The sequence below is a fragment of the Rheinheimera pleomorphica genome (assembly GCF_011634895.1).
GTDB classification, from domain to species: Bacteria; Pseudomonadota; Gammaproteobacteria; order Enterobacterales; family Alteromonadaceae; genus Alishewanella; species Alishewanella pleomorphica.
The window spans coordinates 214,790-235,685 of record NZ_SIRR01000012.1 but is presented as its reverse complement, the minus strand read 5'-3'; the positions used below and the strand labels follow the sequence as shown (position 1 = coordinate 235,685).

The following is a 20,896-nucleotide window of genomic DNA, read 5'->3' as shown; positions in this document are numbered from 1 at the left end:
TTATGCTAAAGCCAGCATTGAATTTACGTCCAGAAGTCTATAACTTGCTAGTCAAGTAAACAGAGATAGGAAAATCATTGTGACGACCTGGACGCCCCAAAGCTGGCGCAGCCTGCCGATCCAACAGCAACCAAGCTACAAGGATCAGCAATTACTTCATCGTGTCGAACAGCAACTGCACAAATACCCACCGTTAGTGTTTGCCCAGGAAACACGTGATCTGTTTAGCCAGTTAGGCCAGGTCGCCCAGGGGCAGGGTTTTTTGCTGCAAGGTGGTGATTGCGCAGAGAGCTTTAACGATTTTAACGCGCCGAAAATTCGCGATACCTTTAAAGTGTTACTGCAAATGGCAGTGGTATTGACCTTTGCCGGTGGTTTACCGGTGGTAAAAGTGGCCCGGATGGCTGGGCAATATGCCAAACCGCGTTCCAGTGATTTAGAAACTATCGATGGTGTGTCATTACCCAGTTATCGTGGCGATATCGTCAACAGTTTTGAATTTACTGATGCGGCACGTCAACCTGACCCTAACCGTTTAACGACAGCCTATCATCACTCAGCCGCTACCCTGAATTTACTGCGTGCTTTCGCTCAGGGCGGTCTGGCAGACTTACATCAGGTCAGTAAATGGAACCTGGGATTTGTTGAGTCGAACCCGCTGAAAGACCGTTATCAGGATGTGGCGCAGCGTATTCAGGAAGCGCTGCGTTTTATGGAAATTTGCGGTATTACCGGACAAAACTCGCCATCAATTCGCGAAACCCAGCTTTATACCTCACATGAAGCCTTGCTGCTGAACTATGAAGAGGCCTTAACCCGGCGTGATTCTCTTACCGGTGATTGGTATGACTGCTCGGCGCACATGGTATGGATTGGCGAGCGCACGCGCCAGCTGGATCATGCCCATATCGAGTTTTTCCGTGGCATTCATAACCCGGTTGGTGTAAAGATTGGCCCGGGTATGCAACCTGATGAGTTGATACAACTGATTGATGCGTTAAACCCGGACAATATTCCGGGCCGTTTAACGCTGATCACCCGTATGGGCGCAGATAAGCTGGCCGACAAGCTGCCGCAGCTGGTACGGCGGGTACAACAGGAAGGCCGCACTGTGGTATGGAGTTCCGACCCGATGCATGGCAACACCGTTAAAGCCAGTAATGACTACAAAACCCGTGATTTTGAGGCAATATTGCGTGAGATCCGAAATTTCTTCGCGGTACATAAAGCTGAAGGCAGCCACGCCGGAGGTATTCATCTGGAGATGACTGGCGAGCATGTAACGGAGTGTACCGGTGGCGCTTACGGCTTAAGCGAGAACGACCTGGGCAAACGCTATTTTACGCAGTGCGATCCGCGTTTAAATGCCGATCAGGTACTGGAATTAGCCTTCCTTATTGCCGATACTCTACGCACTGCGCGTAAATAATCACGCGCTCACAGGAGCGTAAGTGCAATCAGGGGTTCAGGTGACAGATAACGCCGGCCAGCAGAGCACTGCTGGCCGGCGTTATTGTATCGGTATTGTTGGCGCCGGTAAGCTAGGCTGCTACCTGGGCGCGCATCTGTGTCAGGACAGCGCATTAGAGGTTAAATTCTTCGGCCGCGAAACCACCGCTTTAGAACTGGCAGCTCATGGTTTAAGCGTAACCTCCTGTACGCATCATACCTATTTTGCTCAGCCGATAGCATTTTATAGCTCGCTAAACAGTTTGATTGAGTGTGATCTGGTATTACTGACCGTAAAAGCCACAGCCCTGGTACCCATGTTAGCGCAGCTAAAGCATTTTTTACGCCCTGATGTGCCGCTGGTAGCGCTGCAAGACGGTGTAGGTGTTGGCGAAATGCTGTCTCACGACTTAAGTAATCCTGTGATACGCGCTTTGGCGACCTTTAGTGTGTTAAAAATACGACCTGGGCAGTTTCATCGCGCTACAGCAGGGGCGCTGTTTTGGCAGCGTAATGATTTTGCTGTTGTTAACTATGTCAGCAGTACTTTTTCACGTCTGCAGTTGGCGGTGCAACTGTGTGATGACATGGCCAGCGCAGAGTTCGGCAAGCTGTTACTTGATTTAAATCAGGCGCTGAATGCCATTAGCGGCTTGCCGTTGCCGCAACAATTGGCAGATAGGGATTACCGGGCTGTGCTGGCGTTAGCCATGCGAGAATGGTTGGCTGTGTGTCACCGCGCGGGGGTTAAGCCGCAGTCTTATAGCCGCGTTAATAACAGCTTACTGCCATGGATATTACGCTTACCAACGCTCATTTTTTGCCGCCTGTGCCAACAGATGCTACCAACAGACGCCTCGGCGCACTCACCGATGTGGCATGACTTAAAAGCTAACAAGCGCACCGAAATTATGTTTTTAAATGATGTCGTTGTCAGAATGGGCCAACAATACCAGGTTCCGACACCGGTAAACGGCTTGTTGGTTGAGCAAATAAAATGGCTGGAAAGCGGCCAGGCCACCAGTATGACGGGTGCAGACATACTGCGGCGGCTAGCGCACTAAGGTGTGTTGTCAGGTCAATATTTATGCCGTTTTAAACCGGTTTTGGCGATGATCTTTGCTGATATTTCTTCTATCGATAAATGTGTAGAGTTTAAAAACGGGATCTGCTCGCGCTGATACAAACTTTCCACCTCGGCCAGCTCCAACTGGCATTGACGTATAGAAGCATACCGGCTGTTGGCGCGGCGTTGTTCACGAATTTGGCTTAAACGCTCAGGTGTAATGGTTAAGCCAAATAGTTTCGTTTTATTGCGTTTTAGCACCTCAGGCAGGCGCAATTGTTCCATATCCTCTTCAACAAAAGGATAGTTTGCCGCCTTAATACCGTATTGCAGGGCTAAATACAGGCTGGTCGGCGTTTTACCGGAGCGGCTGACGCCAACCAGAATAATATCGGCCTGATCAAAGTTCTTTAAATTGGATCCATCATCATTAGCCAGCGCAAAGTTTACGGCGTCGATACGAAAATCATAGGTTTTTTCATGAATGCTGTGCGTGCGGTGGGTTTTGGGCACCGGTGCAACGCCTAATTCACGTTGAATAGGTTCAACAAAGGTGTTGAGAAAGTCATAGCAGACACCATTGCTGCTGTTAATGATTTGCCGCAGCGTATCATCAACAAAGGTTTGAAAGATTAACGGCCGTTGTCCCGTTGTTTTATAACGATCGTTAATCCTTTGCTTTACCTGTTCGGCCATGTCACTGGTTTCAACAAAAGGTATGGTAACGTGTTCAAATTGTGCAGGAAAAAGCGTAAGTAAGGCATGACCAAATACTTCAGCTGTAATGGCTGTACCGTCTGATATATAAAAGGCTGTACGCACAATGTCTCCATTTGTCGTTATAAAATTACATTGAAAATTAGGGTTTTAATTCATTCCGGCCGCGGTGTAAAATCACCTTGCCTTGTAATGCTTGCTGTAAGCTTACACGCCATACGACAAAAATTGGAGACGAACTGTGCAAGAATTTGTGATTTGGTATGAAAACCTGGGGATGCACGATGTAAACCGGGTTGGCGGCAAAAACGCTTCCCTCGGTGAGATGATCAGTAACCTGGCCAATGCCGGTGTGCAGGTACCCGGTGGTTTTGCTACCACGGCCTATGCCTTTAACCAATTTCTTGAACAAAGCGGCGTTAACGAGCGCATTTATCAACTGCTCGATGGCCTAGACGTTGATGATGTCACTGCTTTGGCAAAGGCCGGTGCGCAAATCCGTCAGTGGGTTATTGATACGCCATTTCAACCGGAATTAGAGCAAGCCATCCGTGAAGCGTATCAGCAGCTACACCCGGATGCCGCCCAGGACGTATCTTTTGCCGTGCGCTCATCCGCTACCGCTGAAGATATGCCGGATGCGTCTTTTGCCGGCCAGCAGGAAACCTTCTTAAACGTGCGCGGCTATGATGCAGTGATTGTGGCGATTAAACACGTGTTTGCCTCGCTGTTTAACGACCGCGCTATTTCTTACCGGGTGCATCAGGGCTACGACCACCGCGGAGTGGCCTTATCGGCCGGAGTACAAAAGATGGTGCGTTCTGATTTAGCCTCATCTGGCGTGATGTTTAGTATTGATACCGAGTCGGGATTTGAAGAGGTGGTGTTTATCACCTCATCGTATGGCCTGGGCGAAATGGTGGTGCAAGGCGCGGTTAACCCGGACGAATTCTATGTACATAAACCCACGCTGGCCGCTGGCCGCCCGGCGGTGGTGAAACGTAATCTTGGCAGTAAAAAAGTCGAGATGGTGTATTCCGGCGAGCAGGGCCACGGCAAACAGGTAAAGGTGGTGGATATTGCGGCCGAGCGCAGCCGGCAGTTTTCACTGACTGATAGCGAGGTAGAAGAGCTGGCGAAACAAGCGGTGATCATTGCCAACCACTATGGCCGGCCGATGGACATCGAATGGGCCAAAGACGGTAACGACGGCAAGCTGTATATCGTACAGGCGCGTCCTGAAACAGTAAAAAGCCGAGAAGACAGCAACAGCATGGAGCGTTTTCAATTGCTGGCTAAAGCGCCGGTATTGGTTGAAGGCCGTGCCATCGGGCAACGGATCGGCAGCGGTATCGCTAAGGTGCTAAAAGGCATTGAGCAGATGGACCAAATTCAGCCCGGTGATGTGTTAGTTACCGATATGACCGATCCTGACTGGGAGCCGATTATGAAGCGCGCCTCAGCCATCGTTACCAATCGCGGCGGCCGAACCTGCCATGCCGCCATTATTGCCCGTGAGCTGGGAATACCGGCAGTGGTTGGCTGTGGTGATGCCACCAGCAGCATTAAAACCGGTCAGCAGGTTACCGTGTCTTGTGCTGAGGGCGACACCGGCTTTATTTATGATGGCAAGCTTGAATACAAAGTGGTCAGCAGCCGCGTTGATCAAATGCCCAAGCTGGATTTAAAAATTATGATGAACGTCGGCAACCCGGAGCGGGCGTTCTCGTTTGCCAAGCTACCGCATGCCGGTATTGGTCTGGCGCGGCTCGAGTTTATTATTAACCGCATGATTGGCGTGCACCCAAAAGCGCTGCTTAACTTTGATGCGCAAACTGATGAGCTAAAAGCCACGATCAGTGAAATGATTGCCGGTTACGAAAGCCCGGTAGAGTTTTATATTGCCAAGCTAACGGAAGGTATTGCCACATTGGCCTGTGCCTTTGCGCCGCAAAAAGTCATAGTGCGGATGTCTGATTTTAAATCAAACGAGTATGCAAACTTAGTTGGCGGCCGTCAGTACGAGCCACATGAAGAAAACCCGATGATAGGTTTTCGTGGCGCCTCGCGTTATATCTCTGAAGACTTCCGCGATTGCTTTGCGTTAGAGGTTGAAGCGTTAAAGCGGGTACGCAATTTGATGGGCTTTACCAATGTTGAGGTGATGATCCCGTTCGTGCGTACGCTGGGTGAAGCCAGCAGCGTCATTGATTTGCTGGCCGAGCATGGTTTAAAGCGTGGCGAGAACGGCCTGCGGGTCATTATGATGTGCGAGCTACCGTCTAACGCGCTGTTGGCGGAAGAGTTTCTGGAATATTTTGATGGCTTCTCCATTGGCTCTAACGATCTCACCCAGCTGACATTGGGTTTAGACAGAGACAGCGGGCTGATTGCGCATTTATTTGATGAGCGTAATCCGGCGATTTATAAATTGCTGGAAATGGCCATTAAAACCTGTAAAGCCAAAGGTAAGTACATCGGTATTTGCGGGCAGGGCCCGTCAGATCACGAAGATTTTGCCGCCTGGTTAATGCAGCAGGGCATCGACAGTGTATCGTTAAACCCGGATACCGTGCTGGAAACCTGGCTCTATCTGGCCGAGAAATACGGTAAAAATTAAGGCGATAAAAACACCCCGCTTAAGCGGGGTGTTTTTTTGGGTAAATTACCGCTGTGTCAGTGCCCGGTCTAAAGCTTCACGCGTTGGTGGATTACAGCCTTTAGTCGAAATATTTAAACTGGCAGCCAGCATGGCGCGTTGCAGGCAATACTGCAGTGTCTGTGATGAGATCTTCGCTGCCTCAGGTAAACCGAGTTTTAGCAGCGCAGCCAGTAAATTGGCCCAGAAAGTATCACCGGCGCCGACGGTATCCACAAAAGGTGTCGGCGTTATTACCGGCAAGCTAAGCTGATGTTGCTGCCAATACAGAGTGGCACCTTTATTACCTTCGGTCAGGGCCAGCAGTGCCAATGGCGCGCTTTGCCTGATAAACGCCAGCGCGTCTGTTAAAGCGTGGTCAGCAAACAACAGGGTTAAATCTTCATCGCTGGCTTTAATAAAGTCACTTTGCTTAACCATTTCCAGCACAAAAGCGCGGTAAGCTGCAGCGTTGGTCACGGCATTCAGGCGCACATTGATATCCAGCGCTATCTGGATACCACGTGCTTTTGCTGCAGTAACCACCTGACGGATCCTGGGGGCATCTTCGCTTTCCAGTGCCAGCGAGCCCAAATGCAGCAACTGACAAGTTGGCGGCAGGGCGGCAATTTGGGCTTCGGCGCTGATATCGCGATCGGCAATAGCACTGCGGTACAGGCTGTACTGCGGTTGTTGCTGCTGATCCATTGATACCACAGCCATAGCGCTTGGGCAGCGGCTGAAGTAATCCAGGCCATAACCGGCGCCATTTTGCTGCAAATAAGCAGCAAACTGTTGGCCAAAGGCATCGGCTGACAAGGGTGAGATATAGCTTACCTGTATTTGCTGGCGCGCCGCACCGATGGCAAGGTTAAACGGCGAGCCACCTAAACAAGGCCGGTATAAGCCGTTTTCGTCCGGCAGCATATCAACAACGTTTTCTCCAATAACGGCAAGCATAGTAGTATCCTGTGGCAATAAGCTGTGTAAATATAGCGTTTGGCAATCAAGTAAAAATCATATAACTTAATCAATTAAGAAGATAGCCCGAAGTGACTGGAACGATGAGTAAATTAACGCTGAAAAGTGTCGCGAAAACCTTAGGCGTGTCTACGGCCACCATCTCTAACGCCTTTAACCGGCCGGATCAATTGTCGGTGGCGCTACGGCAAAAAATACTCAGCGCCTGTGCTGAACTGGGCTATTTTGGCCCGAATAAAGCCGCGCAGTCGCTGCGAACTGGCAGCTCGGGTATTGTCGCCGTGATCTTATCCGACTCGCTGGAGTATATGGTCAGCGATCCGGTCGCCAGTCAGTTTTTACAAGGTGTGGCGCGTGAGCTGGAGTTGCATAAGCTGCATTTATTACTGTTTTCCGGTAGCAGCGCCAATTTAGATGCGATCAGCGATTTTGTCGATGGTTTTATCTGTTATGGCGCGCCGCGTAATCTGGGCCTGATTGCGCAGTTACAGCGCTGCCCCAAACGGGTACTCACGGTCGATTTTGATTTACCCGGCCGGCCTTCTGTCAATATCGACAACGAACAGGCGGCTTATCAAAGCGCCAAAGCGGTACTTAGCCGCACCGATACCGTGGCTATTCTTGGCTTAAGGCTGATTGATGCGCCCGACAGCCGGCCAGTGCTGGACGCGCCACTGTGGGATAACCAAAGCTCTATTGCTCACCGCCGGCTGGATGGTTATCTGCGTGCGATGCAAGAATGCAAGCTGAGCCTGCAGCCAGACTATTTGTGGCATCTGCCTGAGAGTAACCAGCTCTATGCGCAACAAGCGGCGCAGGCGGTGTTGTCACTGACGCCAAGGCCAACCGTTTTGCTGTGTATGAGCGATTTAATTGCGCTAAGTGCGATGCGCGAAGCGCTGCAGTTAGGTATTGCCATTCCACAGCAGCTTAAGGTAGTCGGTTTTGATGGTATTGAAGAAACCCTGCGTTATCATCCGACCCTCAGCAGCGTCTGGCAGTTTAGTGATGCCAAAGGTGAGGCTGCAGTGCGGGCATTTTTATCATTAGATGATACCCCCCAGCTTCTGCCTTACGAAATCAGGCTGGGGGAGAGCAGTTAACCTTTTTGCTTGTCCTTAAGATAATAAGCTAGCCAGCGCCAGCTGCTGAAGAGTCTCGCCCTGATGTTGCCAGCTTAACATCGCACTCAAGTTACTAAGTGTTATGGTTAAGCTGGCCTGATGTCCCTCATGCTGCCAATGCAGTTGATAGCTGTCAGCGTTGAGTTGCTGGTTAAAGCTGCCGTTAAAGGCCTGCATAGTGCGGCGCAGCTTAATAAGCTTAAACAGGGCCTGCACCACAGGTTTCTGCACTGCTTGCTGCACTGTGCAGGTGTTAAAATAGGGCCGGTTAATATCGCGCCCTACACCAGTACGTTGCAGCAATGCCACATCGTTTTCTGCGGCCAAAAGGCCACCGTAGTAAATCTGGCTGATGCCGGGGCAAAACAGCTGTATCGCTCTGGCTAACAAATAATGGTTGTCGTTACGGCCTAAGGCATCGTAAAAACTGCAGTTTACCTGATATAAATCGACATTGTTGGCAGCATTACCGGTAGCGAGTTTTGAACTGCCGCCGCTATTTTGGTGAATTTGTTCAACTAAGGCATCTAATTGTGGATCGGTTAATAATCCGGGCTGGCCCTGATAGTCGGCCGCATCGACGATGCCGATACCATCGTGCGTATCCAGCACCGTAATGCAATTGCGTGGCGCCATCTGCAGCCAGTTTTTCAGCGCAGTGGCATCTTTGCTAAACAGGGTATGCAGCACCAATGGCGGCAAGGCAAAGTCGTACACCAGATCGCAGCGTTTGGCGATGTCAATCTGGGTTTTATGATAACCGTGAATTTCTACCAGACAGGTCATGCCGCGCGCTTTAGCCTGCTCAGACAGCTGAGCAATAAAATCAAAGGTTTCTGGCAGCATAAAGCAGCTGCTACCGGCTTTTTTTATCGCATAACCTGCCGCATCCAGGCGGATATATTTAACACCATGATCAGTAAAACGCTGCAAAATGGCCTGTAAATAGGCTGCACCGGGGGCGGATGTCACATCAATATCAATCTGATTGGCGGTAAAGGTGGTCCAAAATGGCACTGTCTGACCATTACGCAGGGTAATATCGCTAAAGCAGGGCGTCGGGCGGGGCCGGTAAATAGCGGCCAGCTCTGCTGCTGCCGGTGTGTCACCAAACACCTTATCCCGGGTTAAAAACAGTGGCCAAAATGGCGAAGCATCGCCTTTGTCCAGCACATCAAGAAACTGCGGCGACTGTGCTGACATATGATTAACGATCATATCCGCCATCAGCGGATAATCCGCTGCCAGACGCTCTATATCAGTCCAGTTACCCAAGCGGCTGTCTACCGCTGTATGGTCGGTTGGGTCAAAGCCGGCATCTTCGCCATCTATCGGCGGATAAAATGGCAGCAAATGCACGCCATCAAACAACCCTGCCAGAGGCCCATCAAGTAAAGCCTGTAAATCTGTTATTTTTCCGCCGCTTAACCTGTCTATGTAAGTGATTAACTGGATTTGATTGTGCTGTACTGCTGTTTTCATTGCCGGTTTCCTGAAAAAAAATTTGCATCTTAAACGATTAAGATATAGCTTTAAGCCAATGCACAACTTTGTCAAGCCCCCGCGTAAGAATAACAGGGCTTATTTACAAAGCCGTGCGAACAGGCCGGTGCGCTTACACCGGCCAGGCAGCAGTAACAACGGGGAACAAGATGCTTACTACCAAAAATACCGGTCAGGCTGTCGGGGCAGCTATGACAGCCGATCCTGCTGTGCGTCTGCAGCGTCAGGTGCGCTGGATGACCTACCTGATGTTTTTTGTTTTTGCCATGACCACGGATGCCGTTGGTGTCATCATCCCGGAAGCAATGGCGCAATATCAGCTAACAATGTTTCAGGCCAGTGCCTTTCACTATGTGCCTATGGTCGCCATTGGCGTTGCCGGTTTACTGCTGGGCCGTCTGGCCGATAAATTAGGCCGCAAAACGCTGATCATTGCCGGTCTGGCGCTGTATGCAGCGGCGTGTTATGCCTTTATAGTCGGTGACAGCGCGCTATTTTTTATTCTGCTAATGGGCCTGTGTGGCCTGGCGATTGGTATGTTTAAAACCGCTGCGCTGGCGCTGATTGGTGATATCAGCGCCGACAGCTTAAGCCACACCCGCACCATGAACAAAGTTGAAGGCTTTTTTGCCCTCGGCGCTATTGCCGGACCAGCTTTGGTCACGCTGATGATTGCCGCTTCGATACACTGGAAGCAGCTGTATTTGGTGGCCGGGCTGCTGTGTACCGTGCTGGTCATCATGGCGGCCAGGTTGCCGTACCCACCGTATCAGGCATCCAGTACTCAGGTGTCGTTTTGCCAGTCACTGGCGCTACTAAAAGATCGTTACGCACTGGGTTTTTCGCTGTCGATAGCACTTTATGTTGGCTGCGAAGTGGCCATTTTTGTCTGGTTACCGACACTGCTGGCCGGTTATGACGGCCGCTTTGGTTATCTGGCACTGCATGCTATTACGGTATTTTTTATACTGCGTGCAGCCGGGCGCTTTTTGGCCGGTATTATTTTACAGCGTTTTTGCTGGAGTAGTGTGATGGCGTTATTTACGTTAGCTATTTTTGCCTGTTTTGCCCTGAGTATGTTGGGTGGCAAAGCCGTGGCATTATGGTTAATGCCGCTATCAGGCCTGTTTATGTCGATGATTTACCCCACGCTTAACTCCAAAGGCATCAGCTGCTTTGCCCGCCAGCAGCATGGCGCCGTCGCCGGGCTTATTCTGGCTTTTACAGCACTGTCAGCAGCCCTGGCACCGGCATTAATGGCGATTATTGGTGATATAGCAGGTGATGTAAGTGCCGGTTTTTATCTGGCGACAGCCTTTGCTGCCTTATTAGCCGGCGCAATGCTCTATAACTGGCTGGCGCAACCGGCCAAACAGCGCTTAGCCCGCAATCAGCAGTAGCGGGTATTTTTTGCTTAACAAACTTAAACGTTTAAGTTGGCAATTTAATTAGCTATCCAACTAAAGAGATAGCACTATCAACACGGGAGCTAGACGATGAAACAACAGCATATCAAACCAGCTTATCTGGCACTGGCAGTGAGCCTGGCACTTGGCAGCCTTGCGGCGCAGGCGCAGCAAGCTGAGCAAGACAATACAACAGCAACTGAAAACAGCACTGACACTGGTCTGGGGTTTGAGCGCATAGTGGTTACCGGTGCCGTATCGCGCAATCAAACGGTGATGCAGTCCAGTGTCTCGGTAAGCAGCCTGACACCTGCGGATATTGAAGTGAGTACGCCGCGCAGCACAGCTGAGATCTTCCGCATGTTACCGGGTGTGCGCAGTGAATCGACTGGCGGTGAGGGCAATGCCAATATCGCCGTCCGCGGCTTGCCGGTTGCCTCCGGCGGCGCTAAGTTTTTAGCCTTGCAGGAAGATGGCTTGCCGGTTTTGCAGTTTGGCGATATCGCCTTTGGTAACGCCGATATTTTTCTGCGCGCTGACGCCACTTTAGCGCGGTTAGATGTGATCCGTGGTGGTTCAGCCAGCACAGCTGCCAGTAACTCGCCAGGCGGTATTATTAATTTTGTCAGTAAAACCGGTGACACTGAGGGCGGCAGCATTGCCTTTAGCACCGGCCTTAACTATGACAGCTTTCGCACCGATTTTGACTACGGCGGCGATATAAACAGCGATACCCGTTTTCATATTGGCGGTTTTGTCCGCCAGGGCGAGGGTGTGCGCGACCCGGGCTATCAGGGCGAAACTGGCTATCAGTTAAAGGCCAACCTGACCCGTGAATTTAATAGTGGCTATGTGCGTTTATATGTAAAACACCTAAACGACAAGGCGGCCAGTTATATGCCGATGCCAATGCTCTCAGATGGCCGTTCTGTTGCCGGTTTTGATGCGCAGCGCGATACGCTGCAGTCGGTGTATTTAACCCAGACGGTGCGCTTAAACGGCGATAATCAGATCTCACGCGGCGATGTGCGCGACGGCATGAACCCACAGGTAAATAGCATTGGCGCTGAAGCAGTATTCGACTTACCTGAAGGCTGGACGCTGGAAAACCGCTTTCGGCTAAGCGATGTCAGCGGCAACTTTATTACCCTGTTTCCCGCCGAAGTGGGCAACGCGCAGCAAATCGCTGATAGCATTGCCGGTAGCGGCGCGTCTGTAAGCTATGCTGTTGGCGCTGAAGCAGGTAGTGCATATAACGGTGAAAATGCCATGCGTATTCACACCTTTGACGTCGAAATTGCAGACTTTGGCTCCATCGTTAATGATCTTAAGTTGTCGCGACGTTTTGGTGATGTTGATGTCAACCTGGGTTATTACGTGGCGGATCAAGACATCAGTATGTCCTGGTTGTGGAACAGCTACTTTATGGCATTAAAAGGCGATAACGCCGAGCTGCTAAACGTCAATGCCGCTGACGGTACTGCCTACTCAGAACAAGGCCTGATTGCCTATGGCGTGCCATTCTGGGGTGGATTACAGCGTAACTATGACACCCGCTACAGTATTAAAGCCCCTTACGCCGGGCTAAGTTGGGCCTTGGATAAATTGTCGCTGGATGCCAGCGTGCGGCGCGATATCGGTAAAGCAAATGGCAATTATGCCGGGCCGGTGCAAAGTGCCCGTGATATGAATGGCGATGGAGTGTTAAGCCAGGTAGAGCAGAGCGTGTCAGCGATAGACTTAGCAAACCCGAACCTGGTGAATTACAGCTGGGGTTATAACTCTTATTCTGTTGGCGCAAACTATCAACTTGATAGTGATTGGGCAGTATTTGCCCGCATCAGTAAAGGCGGCCGGGCTAATGCCGACCGCTTATTATTCGGTAAAGTGAATGCAGATGGCAGTGTCGCCAAACAAGATGCAGTGGATGAAGTGACTCAGTACGAGTTCGGTAGCAAAAGCCGCCATGGCAAGCTGAATTTGTTTGCCACCGCCTTTTATGCCGAAACGGAAGAGCAAAACTTTGAAGCCACCAGCCAGCGCTTTTTTGACCGGGTATACAAAGCGCAAGGTATAGAGCTGGAAAGCAGTTACAGAATGGGCGATCTGGAACTGCGTGGCTCGGTAACCTTAACTGATGCCGAAATCAGTAAAGATGCGCTAAGCCCAGCGCTGGAAGGCAATACGCCACGGCGCCAGGCCGATATGCTGTACAGCCTGTTAGTACGTTATTATCTGGACCAAGCGCAGCTGGGGGTTACTGTTATAGGTTCCAGCGACGCCTATGCCCAGGACAATAACGATCTGAAGTTTAGCGGCTATGCCCAGCTTAATGCGTTTGTCAGCTATGACTTAGCCGAAAACCTGCAGCTGTCGTTGAATATTAACAACCTGTTTGACGAAGTAGGGCTAACCGAAGCTGAAGAAGGCTCGATACCTGCCAATGGCATTATCCGCGCCCGCGCCATCAATGGCCGTACCGCGTCTTTGGGCTTACGCTATCAGTTTTAACACTTAACCTAAGTCTTGCAGAGCACCCCGCATAAGCGGGGTGTGTTTTTTGCTGAGCCAAAAAGCTCAGGTGCCGCAAAAGGTGTTTTCAATACACTGCTCTGCGGTTGGCGGCAGGGCTAAATCTGCGTTGGCGTCATCGAGTTCAAAGGGCGTTTGCAGTGCGTTATGCAAACGGTTAAACAGCGACAAATCAGCTTCAGTGCTGGCCAGTTCAATCGCTTTGGCGATCTGGTGATTACGGGGGATTAACGCCGGGTTACAGGCGTCCATCTGTTGTTTCACGTCTTTCGTGGCAATACCTTGCTCAGCCAGCCGGGCCTGCCAGCGGCTGCACCAGGCCTGCCAACTGTTGTTATCAGCAAACAGCATAGCTGCGCCGGTGCTGGCATCGCTAACCGATTGACTAAGCAGGCGAAATGTCTGGCTAAAATCGGCGTTATTGGCGCTCATCAGATTAAGTAAATCACGAATTAATGACTCATCGTGTTTCGTTGCCGCCTTAAGGCCAATTTTTTCGCCCATTAGCTGTAAAAACGCCGCTTCATTTTCGCTGTTAAAGCCTTGCAGTGCGCCCGTTGCCAGTTCAACTGCCTGCGCCGCGTGTTCGGCGATTAACGGTAGCAGAGTTTCGGCAAAACGTGCCAGGTTCCAGCTGGCGATACGCGGCTGATTCCCCCAGGCATAGCGGCCTTGTTTATCAATAAAGCTGTATACCTGTGCCGGGTTAAACGCATCCATAAAGGCGCAGGGGCCATAATCGATGGTTTCGCCGCTAATGCTCATATTGTCGGTATTCATTACGCCATGAATAAAGCCCAGGCTCATCCATTTGGCAATCAGCTGTGCCTGCGCGCTTATTACCGCTTCAAGTAACGCCAGGTAGGGGTTATCAGCGTGCAGGCATGCCGGATAGTGGCGCTGTATTACATAATCGGCAAAGGTTTTAAGCTGGCTGCTGTCGCTATGTGCCGCCAGATACTGAAAACTGCCAATGCGAATATGGCTTTTGGCTACCCGGCAAATAATGGCGCCGGGTTCGGCCGTGTCGCGTTGTAGCCAGTCACCGCTTAGCACCGCAGCTAACGCCCGGGTTGTCGGCACGCCAAGCGCCTGCATAGCTTCGCTGACTAAATACTCGCGCAGCACCGGGCCCAGTGGCGCACGACCGTCACCACCACGTGAAAATGGCGTGCGGCCGGCACCTTTAAGCTGAATATCGAATAGTTGGCCATGAGCATCTTCCAGCTCTGCCAGTAACAGCGCGCGGCCATCACCTAATTGCGGTACAAAATGGCCAAACTGATGGCCGGCATAAGCATGAGCCAGCGGCTTGGTCCAATCCGGCAGCGCATTACCACTAAACAGCGCTAAACCGGCATCTGTTAGCCAGTATTGCTCTGGCAAGCGCAATTGCGTGGCGAGCGCTGAGTTAAACGCCAGCCACTGCGGCGCCGATACCGGCGTTGGCTGACAAGGCTGGGAAAAAGGTGCGGCTAAAGCAGCCAGGCTGTGTTTCACCTTAAATTTCGTCATAATGTACTCCGGCAGAACTGGCTGCTTAGTGTAACGGTGTTGTGTAACAACAACCAGCGCGACCTTATCAGCTTTCATCGTTTGATGACGTAATTTGTTGATTGCACTATAGTGTAGCCAAAACACTCTCAAAAAATGGTCAGGCGGAGGTCGCTTTGCGCAGTGTTCTGCTAAGTTGTGCACTCTTTATGTCGTTGTGGGTACAGGGCGCCACCCAGCTTAATGTCTGGCATATGTTAAAGGAGCTCGATAGCGACTTTTCAGCGCTGGCGCAGCGTTTTTCCAGCGTTCATCCCGATATCAGTGTCTCAGTGCAGTTGCTACCCAATGAAGAGCTAAAAGCCGCGGTGATCCGCGCAGCGGATCAGCCAACAGCACCTGATATTATTATCATTTCATCGGATAACCTCGGCTATGCACCGCTGATGCAGCTATCTGAATTACCAACGGAACTTGTCGACCATAAGTTACCGGCCGATGTGATGCAGGCATTGCAGTTCAGACAAAAAAATTACGGCGTGCCGCTGTTTTCCGGTAATCATTTATTACTGATGTATAACAAACGCTGGGTAAAGCAGCCGGTAACAGACTGGCAACAGTTATTTGATCAGCAAAGCCTCTTTGCCCGCCAAGGTGTTAATACACTGGCGCTAAATTATCAGGAACCCTATTGGTTTGCCTTATTCGCTGATCTGTTCGGTGCTCAACTGGCAAACCATGACAGTGCAACATTGGACACTGCAGCGATGCAACAGGCGTTAGCGTTTTACCAACGGTTAGCCGATACCGGTGTGGCACAAAGCGAATGCGGTTATCACTGTGTGTCAGAAGCGTTTTACCAGGGACAATATGCTTATGCGATAAATGGTAGCTGGGCGCTGGCGGATGCCAGACGGCGGCTGGGAGAGGATCTGGGCATAACACTGTTTCCAAGCTGGCAGGGCAGAACCATAAAGCCACATGCCTCTTATATAGTGATGATTTTTCCGCATTACGCCTTGGGTGGCAGTAAAGCCGCGCAAATTAAAAAACTGGTACAGTATTTTCGCCAGCCAGCACACCTGCAGGCGCTGGCCGCCAAACATTACCTGACGCCTACTATTCAGTCGCCTGTTTCTGCAGAAGCATCCACAGATCCGCTGTATTTACAGGTACAGGCACAACAGCGCTTAAGCCAGCTAATGCCGGCGACTGAGGCCATGGTATCGGTTTGGAATGGTATGCAAAAAGGCATGTTGTTGCATCAGGCACGCGCCTTAAATGCAGCTGATGCCGCAGCTTTTATGCAGAAAACGGCGCAACGGGATCAGCAGTTATTGGCGGCGGGCTTATGAAAATCGGTAGTGTATCGTTTAAACATCTGTTAGTGGTGCAGTTTGTACTGGGGGCGATGATCCCAACCTTACTGCTCAGCGGTTTACTCATTGCAGAGTTTCGCGATATTCAAACTGATGAGCAAATCAAAAAGCAAAGCGCACAAACTGAAAAGGCAGTGTTTCAGTTGGCATTTGAGCTGGAAAAGCTATCACTGCAGCTGGAACAATTGTCACTTGATTCCAATGCGGCACTGGCTGCCAGTTCCGGCGTGTTCGCCCCCAGCGCCCGCAATAATCTGTTAAACATTGCTGAGCAACAACCTTTGGCCAGCGCTTTGCTGCTATTGGACAATAAGTACTGGTTGGCCGAAGCCGTTCCGGTAAATGCCATGGTGTTACCTTTGACAGCATTAGAGCCCGCCCTGGCAACGCTATATGCGGCAGATTACACGGCAACAAAGCAGACGCTGCTGCTGGATGCCGCTGATTTTAACCAACTACTTTTAGCAGAAGCTACCGCGCCGTTATCATCACAATGGCTGGTAATGCTAATGCCACTAAAGCTGGCCGATACGGCTGTTATAGATCCGCGCAGCAAATTGACCGGCGCGCTGGTCGCGCTGCTGTCTGTACAGCAAATTCGCCTGCAGTTAGAGCATTACACCCCCGATGCACACCTGCTGAATATCTACTGGCAGGATAAACCCCTGCTGCCGGCGACGTCAGAGGCTCAGGCCGACAGTGTCATCACTCAGGCACAACTGCAGGTGCCCGGGCTGGACAGCGCTTTTACGGTGACATTCGCAACCAGCCGCGCCGTGGCGCTGCAGCCGATAACGGATCTGACGTATCGCTTTGCACTGCTCACCGCATTATTTTTACTGCTGTTGTTAGTCGCAGGCTGGCTGTTTGTGCGACTGGAAATTAAACCCATAGCGGCCTTAAGCCACGTGGTTGAACGCTATGCCGAGGGCGATTTTAGCCAACCACAACAACACTTCCCGTTTACCGAGTTTGAAAATATCGCAAAGGTGCTACATACCATGGCACTGAAGCTGAACGAACATCAACAGTTATTAGAGGGCAGGGTGCAGCAGCGCACGGCCGAGTTGCAGCGCGCGGTAGAAGATCTTAATCAGATGAATACCGAGCTGGTTAAAACCCAGCAACAATTAATCGAGTCGGAAAAGTCATCGCAGATTGGCATTCTGGTCGCCGGTGTCGCCCGTGAAATCACCGCCCCGGTGTCTAGCAGTGTGCAGGCGCTTAACGCTCTTGAACTGCACAATATGCAAATTGCCAGCGCCGTAAAACAAAATGCGTTAAAACGCTCGGTGTTTGATAACTACTTACGTGATTCAAAAGCCGCCATTGAGCAACTTGGTCATCAGCTAAAGCGGGCAGAGGAGCTGATCCAGAGCTTTAAAGCCATAGCAGTGGATCAGTCTTTTGAGCAACGGCGCAATTTTAATTTGTACGACTACCTGCAAAGCGTAGTGTTAAACCTGCGCTATGAGCTGGGACAATATCAGGTGAAAACCGATATTCAGGGCGACAAAATCATGGTTATTCAAAGCTTCCCCGGCAGTTTCAGCCGTATTCTGACCAATTTAATGCTGAACTCGTTGCAACATGGCTTTGAACGTCAGCAAATGCATAACATTTGGCTCAGTTACAAATTGCTCGCCGACGGCCGGTTAGAAATAACCTACCAGGATGATGGCGCGGGTATGGCGCAGCAAGTGCAGGCACGTATATTTGAACCCTTTTTCACCACCGCCCAGCAAGACGGTGCCAGCGGTTTGGGTTTAAGTATTGTCTACAACCTTGTTACCCAGCAGTTAAAAGGCAGTATTGTCTGCCATAGTGCGCCCGGCAAAGGCACGAGTTTTGTGTTAACGCTGCCGGTCAGAGTTGTCATAAAACCCAGATAGTCAGTGCCGGTTACGGCAGCCCAGATCTTTGTAAAAAGCGAACCGACGACCTTCGGGTTGCTGAATTTCAGGCACAAAAAAACCGACTTTATTCGTCGGCTTTTAAGTTGGTTGCAGGAGCCCTGATCTTTGTAAGGAACGAACCGACGACCTTCGGGTTGCTGAATTTCAGACACAAAAGAACCGACTTTATTCGTCGGCTTTTAAGTTGGTTGCGGGAGCCCTGATCTTTGTAAGGAGCGAACCGACGACCTTCGGGTTGCCCGAAATTCAGATACAAAAAAACCAGCTTAATGCTGGCTTAAATGTTGGTTGCGGGAGCCGGATTTGAACCGACGACCTTCGGGTTATGAGCCCGACGAGCTACCAGGCTGCTCCATCCCGCGTCCGTCATTGCGGGGCGCATCTTAGTGTTTTTGCCGGTGGCTTGCAAGCGCTTAACGGCTTTTATTTTTAATAACCGGCTCAACTGCCGCTTTCTTATACAAGCCGCCGATTTATACAGCAAATATCGCCACCGTATCACCAAACGAAAAAGCCAACCGGTTAAAGCGGTGTTTCTGCTATACTGTGCGCCATTTTTGTTTCAGGTGAAAAGCAATGCTGCAATTCTGGGCGTTAACGTCTAAAGGGGTAGAAGAACTGCTGGCGGATGAGATTCGTCAGCATGGTGGTGACGTATTAAAAGTGACCATGGGCGTGGTACGGTTTACTGCGGATTTACGCACTGCCTATCAGTTGTGTTTATGGTCGCGTCTGGCGACGCGTATTCTGCGCCTTATTCAGTCTGAGCCGGTAACGGCCGACAGCGATTTATATCAGGTAGCCGGTAAAATTGACTGGCTGCAGCATATGGCGCTTAGAAACACCTTAGCGGTGGAATGCGTCGGCAAGCACCCGAAGATAGACAATACCCAATTTGGTGCCATCCGCTTAAAAGACGCGATAGTGGATCAGTTTCGCGAAGAAACCGGCAACCGGCCAGATGTGGATCGGCTGACCCCGGATGTGCGCTTTCAGGTACGCTTAGAGAAAGCCCATTTTCACTTTTTACAGGACTTCTCCGGTCCGTCACTGCATCAGCGCGGTTACCGTGCCGGCCAGGGCGATGCACCATTAAAAGAGCATTTAGCTGCAGCCCTAATAAAACGTTCGGGGTGGACAGCACAGCAGCCATTTTTTGATCCGTTTTGTGGCAGCGGCACCTTAGTGATAGAAGCGGCATTAATTGCGCTTAACAGAGCGCCTGGCTTAACGCGGGAAAAGTTTGCCTTTGAAAGCTGGCCCGGCCATCGCGAAGCGGTGTGGCAGCAACTGCGTAGCGACGCTAAAGCCGCCGCATTGCCGGTTGCCAAAGAGGTTAAATTCTGGGGCTCTGATGTTGACGAGCGCAGTTTAACCAAGGCGCGGCATAATGCGCAGCAGGCTGGCATTAGCGCCATGGTGCAGTTTAGCCAGGCTGATGCGACAACGTTAAACGCACCAGTTGCGGCCACGGCGGGTGTCATCGTTACCAACCCGCCATATGGTGAACGTTTAGGCGATTTACCGTCGTTAATACCGCTGTATAGCAAGTTTTCGCTGGCTTTAAAGCAGCATTATCAGGGCTGGCGTTTGGCGATTATTACCTCAAATACTGATTTGCTGCGCGCGCTGAGGTTATCAAAAAGCAAAAGCTATAAATTCACCAATGGCCCGCTCGATTGCGATTTCACGCTGTTTGATTTAACTGAAAAGCAGGTCGCGGTAAGCTCTGATGCGCCCGCGCTGTTTTTTAGCGAGAGCAGCTCTTTTGGCAATCGTTTGGCGAAAAACCTGAAACAACTGCAAAAATGGGCGAAAAAAGAAGGCTTAAGCTGCTACCGGTTATATGATGCCGATATCCCAGAGTATAACGTGGCGGTAGACTGGTACGACGGCGAAGTGGTGGTGCACGAATACGCCGCACCGGGTACAGTAGATGAGCAGGTATCACAGAAGCGCTTATTTGATGTGGTAAATCAGGTGCCGCAGGTGCTGGGCATCAGCTCAGATAAGATGATTTTAAAGGTACGGGAAAAACAAAAGGGCAGCTCACAATATCAGGCACTGAATAAGGCCGGTCAGTATAAAGAAGTGAGCGAATACGGTGCTAAGTTTCTGGTCAACCTGCGCGATTATCTCGATACCGGGTTATTTTTAGACCATCGCCTTACCCGGCGCATGATCCAGCAGCAGGCAAAAGGCAAAAGTGTACTAAACCTGTTTGCTTATACCGGCAGTGCCTCGGTGCATGCCGCTATTGGCGGCGCCAGTAGTGTTACCACGGTAGATATGTCCAATACCTATCTGGACTGGGCGAAACGCAACTTTGCCGTAAACGGTTTAACCGGTAAGCAATACCAGTTTGAGCAGGCTGATTGCCTGCAGTGGTTGAGCCGCTGCCGTAACCAGTTTGATTTAATCTTTGTTGACCCGCCAACCTTTTCTAACTCAAAGCGGATGCAGGATAGCTGGGATGTACAGCGCGATCATGTGAAATTACTCAATATGCTGACGCCGCGCCTGGCACCGGGTGGTAAGGTGATTTTCTCAAACAACAAGCGCCGCTTTAAAATTGATACCCAGGCACTTAACGATGCTGGCTGGCAGGTAAAAGATATTTCGGCGGCCACCTTGCCGGAAGATTTTAAGCGTAACGTGCATATTCACGTCTGTTTTGAGTTAACCCGTTAA

General features: G+C 50.8%; 13 protein-coding genes and 1 tRNA gene. 9 read left to right on the top strand and 5 right to left on the bottom strand.

What is annotated here, in order from left to right:
• The first annotated feature begins 79 nt into the window (after positions 1-79).
• Both EYB30_RS14210 and EYB30_RS14205 read left to right on the top strand, forming a co-directional pair.
• Positions 80-1,429 carry a class II 3-deoxy-7-phosphoheptulonate synthase gene (locus EYB30_RS14210; protein ID WP_166839563.1) on the top strand — a complete coding sequence of 450 codons (1,350 nt, stop codon included), beginning with the start codon at positions 80-82 and terminating at the stop codon, positions 1,427-1,429.
• 22 nt (positions 1,430-1,451) lie between these two features.
• Positions 1,452-2,513, top strand: coding sequence for a 2-dehydropantoate 2-reductase N-terminal domain-containing protein (locus tag EYB30_RS14205; RefSeq protein WP_166839562.1), 1,062 nt, complete (start codon positions 1,452-1,454; stop codon positions 2,511-2,513).
• A gap of 14 nt (positions 2,514-2,527) precedes the next feature.
• Here the strand turns inward: EYB30_RS14205 and ppsR are convergent, their stop codons facing one another.
• Entirely contained in the window at positions 2,528-3,337 is an 810-nt protein-coding gene (gene ppsR, locus EYB30_RS14200) for a posphoenolpyruvate synthetase regulatory kinase/phosphorylase PpsR (RefSeq protein ID WP_166839561.1), read from the bottom strand.
• Between the two features lie 136 nt (positions 3,338-3,473).
• On the opposite strand from ppsR, the gene ppsA reads away from it, so the two are divergent.
• Positions 3,474-5,852, top strand: coding sequence for a phosphoenolpyruvate synthase (ppsA, locus tag EYB30_RS14195; RefSeq protein WP_166839560.1), 2,379 nt, complete (start codon positions 3,474-3,476; stop codon positions 5,850-5,852).
• A 45-nt stretch (positions 5,853-5,897) separates the two neighbouring features.
• Here ppsA and EYB30_RS14190 read toward each other — a convergent pair whose 3' ends face one another.
• Entirely contained in the window at positions 5,898-6,830 is a 933-nt protein-coding gene (locus EYB30_RS14190; protein WP_166839559.1) for a PfkB family carbohydrate kinase, read from the bottom strand.
• Positions 6,831-6,934: 104 nt separating this feature from the next.
• On the opposite strand from EYB30_RS14190, the gene EYB30_RS14185 reads away from it, so the two are divergent.
• Entirely contained in the window at positions 6,935-7,954 is a 1,020-nt protein-coding gene (locus tag EYB30_RS14185; protein ID WP_166839558.1) for a LacI family DNA-binding transcriptional regulator, read from the top strand.
• Between the two features lie 15 nt (positions 7,955-7,969).
• On the opposite strand, the gene gtfA is transcribed toward EYB30_RS14185, so the two are convergent.
• Positions 7,970-9,457: a sucrose phosphorylase gene (gene gtfA, locus EYB30_RS14180; protein ID WP_166839557.1), complete on the bottom strand. Its 1,488-nt coding sequence runs from the start codon at positions 9,455-9,457 to the stop codon at positions 7,970-7,972.
• Positions 9,458-9,627: 170 nt separating this feature from the next.
• Between gtfA and EYB30_RS14175 the strand changes: the two genes are divergently transcribed.
• Positions 9,628-10,878, top strand: coding sequence for an MFS transporter (locus tag EYB30_RS14175; protein ID WP_174978752.1), 1,251 nt, complete (start codon positions 9,628-9,630; stop codon positions 10,876-10,878).
• Between the two features lie 96 nt (positions 10,879-10,974).
• Positions 10,975-13,395: a TonB-dependent receptor domain-containing protein gene (locus tag EYB30_RS14170; protein ID WP_166839556.1), complete on the top strand. Its 2,421-nt coding sequence runs from the start codon at positions 10,975-10,977 to the stop codon at positions 13,393-13,395.
• Positions 13,396-13,461: 66 nt separating this feature from the next.
• Here the strand turns inward: EYB30_RS14170 and EYB30_RS14165 are convergent, their stop codons facing one another.
• Complete coding sequence (locus EYB30_RS14165) at positions 13,462-14,931, bottom strand: protein adenylyltransferase SelO (RefSeq protein ID WP_166839555.1); 1,470 nt, start codon at positions 14,929-14,931, stop codon at positions 13,462-13,464.
• A 188-nt stretch (positions 14,932-15,119) separates the two neighbouring features.
• Between EYB30_RS14165 and EYB30_RS14160 the strand changes: the two genes are divergently transcribed.
• Complete coding sequence (locus EYB30_RS14160) at positions 15,120-16,265, top strand: sugar ABC transporter substrate-binding protein (RefSeq protein ID WP_166839554.1); 1,146 nt, start codon at positions 15,120-15,122, stop codon at positions 16,263-16,265.
• Positions 16,262-18,181 carry a sensor histidine kinase gene (locus EYB30_RS14155; RefSeq protein ID WP_166839553.1) on the top strand — a complete coding sequence of 640 codons (1,920 nt, stop codon included), beginning with the start codon at positions 16,262-16,264 and terminating at the stop codon, positions 18,179-18,181. Before EYB30_RS14160 ends, EYB30_RS14155 begins: the two co-directional genes overlap by 4 nt.
• A 309-nt stretch (positions 18,182-18,490) precedes the next feature.
• On the opposite strand, the gene EYB30_RS14150 is transcribed toward EYB30_RS14155, so the two are convergent.
• Positions 18,491-18,567 (bottom strand) — tRNA-Met (locus EYB30_RS14150).
• Between the two features lie 214 nt (positions 18,568-18,781).
• Here EYB30_RS14150 and rlmKL point away from each other — a divergent pair.
• Positions 18,782-20,896: a bifunctional 23S rRNA (guanine(2069)-N(7))-methyltransferase RlmK/23S rRNA (guanine(2445)-N(2))-methyltransferase RlmL gene (rlmKL, locus tag EYB30_RS14145; RefSeq protein ID WP_166839552.1), complete on the top strand. Its 2,115-nt coding sequence runs from the start codon at positions 18,782-18,784 to the stop codon at positions 20,894-20,896.